Source organism: Streptomyces sp. V3I8, from assembly GCF_030817535.1.
Taxonomy (GTDB): domain Bacteria; phylum Actinomycetota; class Actinomycetes; order Streptomycetales; family Streptomycetaceae; genus Streptomyces.
In genome coordinates this window covers 1,600,314-1,611,210 of sequence record NZ_JAUSZL010000002.1, presented here as the reverse complement: position 1 = coordinate 1,611,210, position 10,897 = coordinate 1,600,314, and the positions used below count along the sequence as shown (strand labels likewise).

General features: G+C 71.5%; 10 protein-coding genes. 5 read left to right on the top strand and 5 right to left on the bottom strand.

Features of this window, described 5'->3' with window-relative positions; all coding sequences use genetic code 11:
* Window positions 1–43 precede the first annotated feature (43 nt).
* Window positions 44–895 (bottom strand): creatininase family protein, encoded by an 852-nt coding sequence (locus QFZ75_RS07085; protein ID WP_307534772.1) that lies wholly within the window; start codon window positions 893–895, stop codon window positions 44–46.
* A 39-nt stretch (window positions 896–934) separates the two neighbouring features.
* Between QFZ75_RS07085 and ribA the strand changes: the two genes are divergently transcribed.
* From ribA to tgmB, 3 genes are all read left to right on the top strand, one after another.
* Window positions 935–1,594 (top strand): GTP cyclohydrolase II, encoded by a 660-nt coding sequence (ribA, locus tag QFZ75_RS07080; RefSeq protein ID WP_307534771.1) that lies wholly within the window; start codon window positions 935–937, stop codon window positions 1,592–1,594.
* Window positions 1,595–2,582: 988 nt separating this feature from the next.
* Window positions 2,583–2,774, top strand: coding sequence for a putative ATP-grasp-modified RiPP (gene tgmA / locus QFZ75_RS07075; RefSeq protein ID WP_149516121.1), 192 nt, complete (start codon window positions 2,583–2,585; stop codon window positions 2,772–2,774).
* Window positions 2,775–2,790: 16 nt separating this feature from the next.
* Window positions 2,791–3,780, top strand: a complete 990-nt coding sequence (gene tgmB / locus QFZ75_RS07070) for an ATP-grasp ribosomal peptide maturase (protein WP_307534767.1) — start codon at window positions 2,791–2,793, stop codon at window positions 3,778–3,780.
* Between the two features lie 172 nt (window positions 3,781–3,952).
* Here tgmB and QFZ75_RS07065 read toward each other — a convergent pair whose 3' ends face one another.
* Window positions 3,953–5,305 (bottom strand): MFS transporter, encoded by a 1,353-nt coding sequence (locus QFZ75_RS07065; RefSeq protein ID WP_307534765.1) that lies wholly within the window; start codon window positions 5,303–5,305, stop codon window positions 3,953–3,955.
* A 325-nt stretch (window positions 5,306–5,630) separates the two neighbouring features.
* Window positions 5,631–6,296: a TetR/AcrR family transcriptional regulator gene (locus QFZ75_RS07060; protein ID WP_307534763.1), complete on the bottom strand. Its 666-nt coding sequence runs from the start codon at window positions 6,294–6,296 to the stop codon at window positions 5,631–5,633.
* Between the two features lie 199 nt (window positions 6,297–6,495).
* Between QFZ75_RS07060 and QFZ75_RS07055 the strand changes: the two genes are divergently transcribed.
* A complete protein-coding gene (locus tag QFZ75_RS07055) occupies window positions 6,496–7,371 on the top strand; it encodes a shikimate dehydrogenase (RefSeq protein WP_307544265.1) in 876 nt (291 codons plus the stop codon).
* A 54-nt stretch (window positions 7,372–7,425) separates the two neighbouring features.
* Window positions 7,426–9,231 carry a bifunctional sugar phosphate isomerase/epimerase/4-hydroxyphenylpyruvate dioxygenase family protein gene (locus QFZ75_RS07050; RefSeq protein WP_307534761.1) on the top strand — a complete coding sequence of 602 codons (1,806 nt, stop codon included), beginning with the start codon at window positions 7,426–7,428 and terminating at the stop codon, window positions 9,229–9,231.
* A gap of 184 nt (window positions 9,232–9,415) precedes the next feature.
* On the opposite strand, the gene QFZ75_RS07045 is transcribed toward QFZ75_RS07050, so the two are convergent.
* Together QFZ75_RS07045 and gnd are read right to left on the bottom strand one after the other, a co-directional pair.
* The gene (locus QFZ75_RS07045; RefSeq protein ID WP_307534759.1) at window positions 9,416–10,003 is read right to left on the bottom strand and encodes a histidine phosphatase family protein; all 588 of its coding nucleotides are present in this window, start codon (window positions 10,001–10,003) and stop codon (window positions 9,416–9,418) included.
* Between the two features lie 6 nt (window positions 10,004–10,009).
* On the bottom strand, window positions 10,010–10,888 hold the full coding sequence (gene gnd / locus QFZ75_RS07040) for a phosphogluconate dehydrogenase (NAD(+)-dependent, decarboxylating) (RefSeq protein ID WP_307544263.1): 879 nt from the start codon (window positions 10,886–10,888) through the stop codon (window positions 10,010–10,012).
* Window positions 10,889–10,897 lie beyond the last annotated feature (9 nt).

The following is a 10,897-nucleotide window of genomic DNA, read 5'->3' as shown; positions in this document are numbered from 1 at the left end:
CGGCGGCCGGACCCGGCCCGGACGCGCGGGAGACCGGGGACGCTCAGCGCGCATCCCTGGCCGTCGGATCACCGGCCTCCGGCCCGGCGTTCGTCGGGACGGCGTTCGTCGCGACGCCGCTCCCCGGGACGCCGGACTCCGATGTCAGGAGCGAGAAGTACGCTCCGAAGGAGTCGGCGAGCGAGGCCAGGAGTTCCTTCCCCTTCTCTGCGGACGCCTTCGAAGGACGGCCGATGACACCGGATCCGGTATAGGCGGACATGCCGAGGGAGAGCAGATGCCGGCGGTCGTCGGCGACGAAGTCGGAGGTCTCGTACCCAGGTTTGAGGAATTCCGGATGGGCGTGCAGGAGAATGGAGGTCTCGATTTCACCCGCATGCATATCGGTGAGCAGCGAGGTCTCCACCCCGGCCGCCTCCCGCGCCGCCTCCCAGTCCTCGACCGCCGGGAACAGGGCCATTCGAGCACCGGCGGCGGAGGATTCCTGGACGACATTGCCCAGCACGTAATTGCCGCCATGACCGTTGACCAGTACGAGGGTGTCGACACCCGACCGGCGCAGTGAATCGGCTATGTCCCGCACCACCGCATGGAGTGTCACGGAGGAAATGCTCACCGTTCCCGGCCAGGCCGCGTGTTCGTGGGAGCAGGAGATCGTCACCGGAGGAAGGAGATGAACGGGGAATGCGGCAGCGACCTCCCGGGCGATGGCGCACGCGATCAGCGTGTCGGTCGACAGCGGAAGATACGCCCCGTGCTGCTCGAAGCTGCCCACGGGGAGCACGGCGACCTGCCGGGCGACACCGGCGCCCCGTGCCCGTACGTCCTCCGTGGTGTCCGCCGGCAACGGCCCCGACACCGTGAGCCGTATTTCCGAACCGCCCGAATTGACCATGTTCTCGCGACCTTTCGTCTCTGCTTAGGAACCAGAATCATGACAGAAATAGATGGCGTACCGACCGGGAAATCCCAGTCCTCAGGTGTCGAACGGGTCGTGAATGCCCCACTGCCCACCGTGTACGGCGATTTCCAGGCCATCGGTTACCTGGACCGTACCCGCGGAGACGAACAAGTGGCGCTGGTGCACGGTGACATCCGGGAAGAGGGAATGCTGACCCGGCTGCACTCCGAGTGCCTGACGGGCGACGCGTTCGGCTCCCGGCACTGCGAGTGCGGTCCCCAACTGTCCACCGCGCTGCGGGAGATAGCGGCGGAGGGCCGCGGCATCCTGATCTACCTCCGGGGGCACGAGGGCCGGGGCATCGGCCTGCTGGCCAAGCTGCAGGCGATGAAGCTCCAGGCGGAGGGGCTCGACACGGTCGAGGCGAACCTCGCGCTCGGACTGCCCGTGGACGCCCGCGACTACAAGGTGGGCGCGGACATCCTGCACGACCTCGGTGTCCGCTCGGTGCGGCTGCTGTCCAACAACCCACGCAAGCGGGAGGCGTTGATCCGCAACGGCATCCGCATCGACGCGCAGGTCCCGCTGCTGATCCCGCCCTGCGACGACAACATCACGTACCTGCGCACCAAGCGGGAGCGCCTGGACCACGACCTGCCCCACCTGGACGCCGTGGTGGGCCACCGCGTCTGACCCTCTTCACGCCCACCCGCAGCCGCCCCCACCCGCAGCCGCCCCCGCGCGCCGCCGTCCTCCGCGGCGCGCGGCGGCCGGGAGGCGCCTGCGAGGCCGCCGACGTCTGCCGCCGCCCGGCGGCCGGGGGACGGCCGCCGATCGCGGGGCGCAGCGGGCGGGCCGCGCCGCGCGCCGCCGCGCGTTCTTGCCGGACGCCTGCAGGATCCCCGCTCCCGGCGACCCGCCGCGCCTGCGCCGCGCGCCGGCCACCGCAGCCGTGTTCCGGGGGCAACAACCGTCACAAGAAGGGGAGTTGGCCGCGGCGACGGAGGAAACCCGTCAACCGGGACAGATCGCCCGGCCGGTCGTTTCCCGGCAGGGTCGCGCGGACCGCACGGCGTGAGATGTGCGCCACACCCGGGGTGGGTCATGCGGAGCGGGTATGCAACAGGTCGCCCCGCGTGCGGTTGTTTATGCAACTGGCGGGTAACCGGATCGCGCGGGGTCCGCGCCGCCGTTCAGGGCCGGCCTCGACCGTTCATGCTCCTTGCTCCGACTTGCTCCAGCCGGCCCTCGGCATGCCCCTGCTCGATGGCCGAACGCGGTACGAGGGAGGTGCTCGCCGAGTGAAGTCCATGGTCACAGCCGCGTGTGCGCGAAGTCGCGCACCCCGGCGCGCTCCGACGCCGACGATTTCGGCCCGCCCGAAGGGGGTGCGAGTCATCGGTGCGGCACGAGTGCGCGCGGGATGCCGGCTCGTGGCCGGGCCCCGGATCCGCAGACCCGGGGCACGCGTCATGCGCGGCGGATGGCTGCCCTATGCAGGAAAGATCGGCCGATCCTCAACGAGTCACGGACCATACCGGTTCCGTGACTACGCAGCGTGAGGCAACCATTCTCCAGTTCGATTCGTATATCTCGGTGGAAGCCCTGCGAACCCGACGGGCGCGTGATGCCGGAGCGTCACGATCCGCTTGAATGGGTCCGCACCGAGCAAGGAGAACCGATGCGACCGTTCGCGCTCAACTATGCCCGTCCGGCCCAGGTGTTGGAGGTCAGCGCTCCGTATGCCTATGACTCCGGACTGCAGTTGAACGTCCTTCCGGACGGGCGGCTCGCCGCCCATGATTACGCCCTGTTGCGGGAGTTGGGGGCCACGACCTCCACCGCGGGCTCGAAGACCCACTTCGACGACTGAATCCGGACCCCCGAAAATGACGGTTCTGATCCTGACGTGCGAACAGGATGTGACCGCGGACATGGTGGTGGCCGAACTCGACGGGACCGGCGTCCCGGTCGTCCGCCTCGATCCCGCGGACCTGCCGGGCCCCGTGGCCCTGTCGGGCGAGTACGTGCGCGGCGGCTTTCACGGACATCTGTCCGTCGGCGGCCGGCTGGTGAGCATGGGCGGACTGCGGTCCGTCTGGGTCCGCAGGCCGGGTGTGCCCGCGACGCACGCCGCCGAGCCCTCCGACTGGCTGACCCAGGAGTCCGCGCAGGCGCTCTACGGCATGCTCCGCTCCACCGACGCACGCTGGATGAACCACCCCGACGCGGCCCGCCGGGCCCGCCACAAGCCCTGGCAGCTCCACCTCGCCCAGCGCAGCGGCCTGCCCGTGCCCGCCACCCTGATCACCACGTTCCCGCAGGCCGCCCGCGACTTCGCCGGCCGCTTCCCGGACCTGGTGGTCAAGCCCGTCTCGGGCGCGCACCCGCAGGAGCCGCCCCGGGCGGTGCCCACCAGCCGGGTCGCGCCCGGCACCGACTTCACGGCCGTCGCGTACGGCCCGACCCTGCTGCAGCGGCGCGTGGCCAAGCGGGCCGACATCCGGCTGACCTGTGTCGGCGATCGGATCTTCGCCGCCCGCAAGGCGGTCGCGCCGGACGCCGACCCCGACGAGGTGGACGTACGGTTCGCCGTCTCCGACGCGCTGTGGCACGCGGTGGACGCGCCGTCGTCCGTCGCGGCGGGGGTGCGCAGCTACCTCCGCGAGGCCGGGCTGGCCTACGGCGCCTTCGACTTCGCCGAGGACGCCGAGGGGATGTGGTGGTTCCTGGAGTGCAACCAGTCCGGCCAGTTCGGCTTCGTGCAGATCGAGTCGGGCCAGCCGATCGCGGCCGCCCTGGCCGACTGGCTGGCCGCCCCCCTCCGCCCCGGCTCGCTGCCGAACGGGAGCCGGACATGGGCGATCGAGGGCCACTGACGCAGCCCCGGCCTCCTGTGAGGGGCACGGGGAACCGCGCGCCGCGACGACCGGAGGGACGCCCGGGCAGCCGGACGCCCGGCCGGCCGGGCAGCTGAACAGGCGGACAACCGGCCAGGCGGACAACCAGCCAGGCGGGCAACCGGCCGGGCGGACAACCGGCCGGGAGAACTCAGGCGGACACCTTCGACCGGTCCGGTGACTCGTGTCGGACCTGCTCGCCCAGCTGCTCCGTCGGTGTCCGGTGCGTTTCGCGGGCCGTCAGCACCGCGATGACCGGAGGAACGCACAGGGCGGCGGTGAACAGGGCCACCGAGAGCCAGTCGTCTCCGTCCGGGCCCGCGATCTGCGCCGCGAAGGTCACCGCGAAGCCGGCCACCGCGAAGCCGATCTGGGTGCCGATGGCCATGCCCGACAGGCGGACACGGGTGGAGAACATCTCGCCGTAGAAGGACGGCCAGACGCCGTTCGCGGCGCTGTAGACGACTCCGAAGGTGACGATGCCGAGGACCAGGACCAGCGGGTACGAGCCCGTGGAGATCGCCCACAGGTAGAGGAACATCAGTACGCCGCTGCCGGCGGCGCCGATCAGGAAGACCGGGCGGCGGCCGATGCGGTCGGACAGGGTGGCCCACAGCGGGATCGCGCCGAGCGCGACGAGGTTGGCCAGCGCGCCCACCCACAGCATCGACGTGCGGTCCATGCCCACCGAGTCGCTGGTCGCGTACGCCAGCGCCCACACCGTGAAGATCGTGCTGACCGAGGCGACGAGGGCGGCCGCGACCACCCGCAGGACGTCCGCCCAGTGCTCGCGCATCAGCACCGCGAGCGGCATCTTCGGGACGCCCTCGGTGGCGGCCTGCCGGGTGAAGGTCGGCGTCTCCTCCAGGGTGCGGCGGATGACGTAACCGACGACGGCGACCGCGATGCTCATCCAGAAGGGGACCCGCCAGCCCCAGGACAGCAGCTGGTCCTCGGGCAGGGCGGCGACCGGGATGAACACCAGCGTGGCGAGCAGCTGGCCGCCCTGGGTGCCGCTGAGCGTGAAGCTGGTGAAGAACCCGCGCCTGTCCGGTGGCGCGTGCTCCAGCGACATGGAGTTGGCGCTGGCCTGCTCGCCCGCGGCCGAGATGCCCTGCAGGACCCGGCACAGGACCAGCAGCACGGGCGCCAGTGTGCCGACCTGGTCGCGTGTCGGCAGGCAGCCGATGAGGAAGGTGGAGAGACCCATCAGGATCAGGGTGAAGACCATGATCTTCTTGCGGCCGAGCTTGTCGCCGAAGTGCCCGAGGAACAGCGCCCCGACCGGGCGGGCCGCGTACGCCACCCCGAACGTGGCCAGCGACAGCAAGGTCGCGGTGGCCGGGTCCGACTCGTCGAAGAAGACCTCGGGGAAGATCAGCGCGGCCGCGCTGCCGTAGATGAAGAAGTCGTAGTACTCCAGCGCGCTGCCGATCCAGGCGGCGGTCGCGGCCTTCCTCGGCTGGCCGGGCGGCGCGTCGGCGGGTGCTGCGGGGACGGACACGGCGGTGCTCCTTCGGGGGAACTCCAACGTAGGTGGAGTGAGCGGAAGGGGAGAAGGGAGGGGGGGAGAAGGGGGAGAGGGGGAGAAGGGGGAGAGGGGGCAAAAGGGGAGCAGGCGGAAGGGTGGGGACGGGGCGCGGAGTGGGCGCAGAAGGAAGTGCCGGATCCCTCGGGTGGTGGGACGGCCGCGCTGGATGTCATCCGACTAATTAACCCACTGGATAGTTAGTAGCGGTTGGCTACGGATGTTGCGCCCACGTTTCCCGGGTGTCAAGAGGTCGCGCCGAGGGAACTCCTGCCGCCGTGCTCCGGCTCGGGCCCCGCGCTCAGCGGGTCGCGCGGTCCGCCGTCAGGTAGGCGATGACCATGTCGCCCAGCATGCTGCGGTAGTGCTCCCGCTGGGCGGGGTCGACCAGGTCGCGGCCGAACAGCGCGCCGAAGGTGTGCCGGTTGGCGACCCTGAAGAAGCAGAACGAGCTGATCATCGCGTGCAGGTCCACGGCGTCCACGTCGGCCGTGAACAGGCCCGACTCCCGCCCCGATTCCAGGATGCGGCGGATCACGTCCAGCGCGGGCGAGCCGATCCTGCCGAGTTTCCCGGAGGCGGCGATGTGCTCCGCGCCGTGGATGTTCTCGATGCTGACCAGGCGGATGAAGTCCGGATGCGCCTCGTGGTGGTCGAAGGTCAGCTCGGCCAGCCGCCTGATGGCCGCGACCGGGTCCAGGTGTTCGACGTCGAGCCCCTGCTCGGCCTCGCGGATGACCCCGTACGCCCGCTCCAGCACGGCCGTGAACAGCTGCTCCTTGCCGCCGAAGTAGTAGTAGATCATCCGCTTCGTGGTCCGGGTGCGGGCGGCGATCTCGTCGACCCTGGCCCCGTCGTAGCCGGCCCGGGCGAACTCCTGGGTCGCGACGTCCATGATCTCGGCCCTCGTGCGGGCGGCGTCACGGATGCGGCCGTTGGGCCTTGCCGGTTCTTCGACGCTGGTCATCGGACTTCCTTCGGGCGGGAGCGAGGGGTGCGGGGCGGGGGAGGGGGCGGATCGGGGGCAGTGTCCGAGATTCTAGAAGCAGGCGCCGGAGCGGGATCGCGGGTGTGCCGTGGGACCTTCCGGTCGGCGGCGGATGCTGGTATAGCTAACGTACTAGTTCGTACATTAGTGAGTGCTCTGGAGGTCCGCCGTGGTCGCCGTGGTCAAGGACTCGTATCTCGTCGGACTGATCGGCGCCGGTGTCGGTCCGTCGCTCAGCCCCGCCCTGCACGAGCGGGAGGCCGACCGGCAGGGGCTGCGCTACCTGTACCGGCTCATCGACATCGATGAGCTCGGCGTGGCGCCGGACGCGGTGGGGGACCTGGTACGGGCCGCCCGCGACCTCGGCTTCGACGGGCTGAACATCACCCACCCGTGCAAGCAGCTCGTCATCGAGCACCTCGACGCGCTCGCTCCGCAGGCCGAGGCGCTCGGGGCGGTCAACACCGTCGTCTTCGACGCGGGGCGGGCGGTCGGGCACAACACCGATGTCACCGGATTCGCGGCGTCCTTCGCCCGGGGGCTGCCCGACGCTCCGCTGGAGCGGGTGGTGCAGGTGGGGGCGGGGGGCGCGGGAGCCGCCGTCGCGCATGCGCTGCTCACGCTCGGGGCGGGACGGATCACCGTCGTGGACGCGCTGCCGGAGCGGGCGGGGGCGCTGGCCGCCGAACTGAACCGGCAGTTCGGGGGCGGGCGGGTGGCCGGCGGTGGTCCGGAAGGGCTGGCTTCGCTGCTGGCCGGAGCGGACGGGGTGGTGCACGCCACGCCCACGGGGATGGCCGCGCATCCCGGGATGCCGTTCGAGAGGTCGTTGCTGCACCCCGGACTGTGGGTGGCCGAGGTCGTCTACCGGCCGCTGGAGACCGAGTTGGTACGGGCCGCCCGGGAGGCGGGGTGCGCGGTGCTCGACGGCGGGGGGATGGCCGTGTTCCAGGCGGCGGACGCTTTCGGGCTGTTCACGGGACGGAAGCCGGACGTGGGACGGATGCATGCGGACATCTCCGAACTGGCGGCCGTCGCCGGTGTTCGGGCCTGAGCCGTGTCGTGCACCTGAGCCGTGTCGTGCAGGTGAACCGGAGGAGGAGTACACGTGCGTACATCCATTGCCACTGTTTCTCTCAGTGGGGCGCTGACCGAGAAGCTCACCGCCGCCGCGCGGGCCGGGTTCGACGGCGTGGAGGTCTTCGAGAACGACCTGCTCGCCAGCCCGCTCGCGCCGGAGGAGATCCGGGCCCGGTGCGCCGACCTCGGGCTGAGCATCGACCTGTACCAGCCGATGCGGGACATCGAGGGCGTGCCGGAGGCGGAGTTCGCACGCAACCTGCGCCGGGCCGCGCACAAGTTCCAGGTCATGCGACGGCTCGGCGCGGACACCGTCCTCGTGTGCTCCAGCGTCTCACCCCTCGCCGTGGACGACGACGCGCTCGCCGCCTCCCAGCTGCGCCGGCTCGCCGAACTGGCCGACGACTTCGGCATCCGCGTCGCCTACGAGGCGCTGGCCTGGGGGCGGCACGTCAGCACGTACGACCATGCCTGGCGCATCGTCGAGGCCGCCGGCCACCCGGCGCTCGGCACCTGCCTGGACAGCTTCCACATCCTCGCCCGGGGGTCCGATCCCAAGGGCATCGCGGACATCCCCGGTGAGAAGATCTTCTTCCTCCAGCTGGCCGACGCCCCGCTCATGGCGATGGACGTACTGCAGTGGAGCCGCCACTACCGCTGCTTCCCCGGGCAGGGCGGCTTCGACATCGCCGGGCTCGTCGGGCAGGTGCTCCGGACCGGGTACCGGGGGCCGCTCTCCCTGGAGGTCTTCAACGACGTCTTCCGGCAGGCCGAGGCGGGGCCCACCGCCGTCGACGCGCTGCGCTCGCTCCTCGTCCTGCAGGAGAGCGTGGGCCTCACCGAACCGCCCCCGCCCGTCGTGCCGACCGGCATCGCCTTCGCCGAACTGGTCACCCCCGACGCCGAACCGGTTTCGGAGATCCTCGAAGCGCTCGGCTTCGCCCGGACCGCCCGCCACCGCAGCAAGCCGGTCGACCTGTGGCAGCAGGGCGAGGCCCGGGTGCTGCTGAACACGGGCCCGGGCGCCCGCCGCGACGGTACGCAACTGGCCGCCGTCGGGCTCGAGTCGCCCGACCCCGCCGGTGCGGCCCGGCGCGCCGAATCGCTGCTGGCACCCGTACTGCCGCGCCGCCGCGCACCGCGGGACGTCCCCCTGGACGCGGTCGCCGCGCCCGACGGCACGGAACTCTTCTTCTGCGCCACCGACCGGCCCGGACTGCCCAGCTGGACGGGCGACTTCGAGTCCGCCGAGGGTACGCAGCGCCCGGCACCCGGCGCCGGTGGCGTGCGCCGCGTCGACCACCTGGCGCTGACCCAGCCGTGGCACCAGTTCGACGAGGCAGCCCTCTTCCACCGCAGTGTCCTCGGGCTCGGCGCCCAGGAGAGCGTGGACGTCGCCGACCCGTACGGGCTGCTGCGCAGCCGTGCCGTCACCGATGCCGACGGCACCGTCCGTATCGCCCTCGGTGTCGGCCCGGCCCCGAGCGCCGACGAGGGCGGCCGGGCCCAGCACATCGCGTTCGCCACCGACGACCTCGTGACGGCCGCCCGCCGCTTCCGCGCCGCGGGCGGCCGGCTGCTGCCCATCCCCGCCAACTACTACGACGACCTCGCGGCCAGGTACGAGTTCGAGGAGGGTGAGTGGGAGACCCTGCGGGAACTCGGCATCCTCTACGACTACGACCGGGAGGCGGGTGCCGCCTTCCGCCACTGCTACACGGAGACGGTCGGCCGGGTCTTCTTCGAACTGGTCCAGCGGGATCCCGGCTACCGCGGCTACGGAGCGCAGAACGCCCCGGTGCGGCTGGCGGCCCAGCGGGCCCGTGCCCTTTGAAGGGCGGGGCCGCGGGTTGTTCGTCGGCTGCCGGCCGGCGGGGGTGGGCCGTGCGGTTCCCCGCGCCCCTGAGAGACGGGGCTGCGCCCCTGTCTTTCCTCGGGGGCGGTAGCCCTTGCCTTTGAGGGGCGCGGGGAACCGCGCGCCCAGCCCCCACCGGCCCGCAGCCGAATCCACCGGCTTTCTACGGCTTCGCGTTCCATTCCGCCAGCACAGGGCGCCCGTGCTCCAGGGAGAGCCGGCTCACGGTGGCCGTGTCCAGCCGGAACAGGCGTCCGTCGGAGGCGGGGAGGCCGAGCCGGCGGGCGGTCAGGACGCGCAGGAAGTGCGAGTGCGCCACGAGGACCACGTCACCGTCGTCGAGCGACCGCGCCGCGTGGGCGAGCACGCGGTCGGCCCGCTCACCCACCTCGGCCGGTGACTCGCCCGGGTGTCCGTCCGGCCCCGGCGGCACCCCGTCGTTCCACAGGTACCACTCGGGACGGGTGCGGTGGATGTCGACGGTCCTGACGCCCTCGTACGCCCCGTAGTCCCACTCGTGCAGGTCGGGGTCGACCACGGCCCCGGTCAGACCGGCCAGTTCGGCGGTCCGTATCGCACGCCGGAGCGGGCTGGTGAGCACGAGGACGCAGGAGCGCCCGGCGAAGAGCGGGAGGAGGGACTTCGCTTGTTCCTCGCCGTGCGCGGTGAGGGGCAGGTCGGTCCAGCTGGTGTGCTGACCCGACCTGCTCCACTCAGTCTCGCCGTGCCGGACGAGCAGGAGATCGCCCATGACTTCCTACTTCGCGGACTCGACGGCGTGGCCGCCGAACTGGTTGCGCAGTGCCGCGATCATCTTCATCTGCGGCGAGTCGTCCTGCCGGGACGCGAAGCGGGCGAACAGTGACGCGGTGATCGCGGGCAGCGGCACGGCGTTGTCGATGGCCGCCTCCACGGTCCAGCGGCCCTCGCCGGAGTCCTGCGCGAAGCCGCGCAGCCGCTCCAGGTGCTCGTCCTCGTCCAGTGCGTTGACCGCCAGGTCCAGCAGCCAGGAGCGGATGACCGTGCCCTCCTGCCAGGAGCGGAAGACCTCGCGCACGTCCGTGACGGAGTCGACCGCCTGGAGGAGCTCCCAGCCCTCGGCGTAGGCCTGCATCATCGCGTACTCGATGCCGTTGTGGACCATCTTGGAGAAGTGCCCGGCGCCGACCTTGCCCGCGTGGACGAACCCGGCGTCGCCCTCGGGCTTGAGGGCGTCGAAGACGGGCTGGACCTTCGCGATGTGCCCGGCGTCGCCGCCGACCATGAGCGCGTAGCCGTTCTGCAGGCCCCACACGCCCCCTGAGACGCCCGCGTCGACGAAGCCGATGCCCTTGGCCTTCAGCTCCCCGGCGTGCTTCTCGTCGTCCGTCCAGCGGGAGTTCCCACCGTCCACGACCACATCACCGGGCTCGAGGAGCTCACCGAGCTCGTCGATGGTGGACTGGGTCGCGGCGCCGGCCGGGACCATCACCCACACCACCCGCGGGCCTTCGAGCTTGCCCACGAGCTCGCTCAGACTGCTCACGTCGGCGAGGTCAGGATTGCGGTCGTATCCGATGACGGTGTGGCCCGCGCGGCGGATGCGCTCGCGCATGTTGCCGCCCATCTTGCCGAGGCCGACGAGGCCCAGTTGCATGGCTGTCAT

Coding starts and splice junctions, on each gene's coding strand:
- tgmB (WP_307534767.1), top strand. CDS start 2,791: ATGACGGTTCTGATCCTGACGTGCGAACAGGATGTGACCGCGGACATG.
- QFZ75_RS07045 (WP_307534759.1), bottom strand. CDS start 10,003: ATGGGCGATCTCCTGCTCGTCCGGCACGGCGAGACTGAGTGGAGCAGG.
- QFZ75_RS07060 (WP_307534763.1), bottom strand. CDS start 6,296: ATGACCAGCGTCGAAGAACCGGCAAGGCCCAACGGCCGCATCCGTGAC.
- gnd (WP_307544263.1), bottom strand. CDS start 10,888: ATGCAACTGGGCCTCGTCGGCCTCGGCAAGATGGGCGGCAACATGCGC.
- QFZ75_RS07085 (WP_307534772.1), bottom strand. CDS start 895: ATGGTCAATTCGGGCGGTTCGGAAATACGGCTCACGGTGTCGGGGCCG.
- ribA (WP_307534771.1), top strand. CDS start 935: ATGACAGAAATAGATGGCGTACCGACCGGGAAATCCCAGTCCTCAGGT.
- tgmA (WP_149516121.1), top strand. CDS start 2,583: ATGCGACCGTTCGCGCTCAACTATGCCCGTCCGGCCCAGGTGTTGGAG.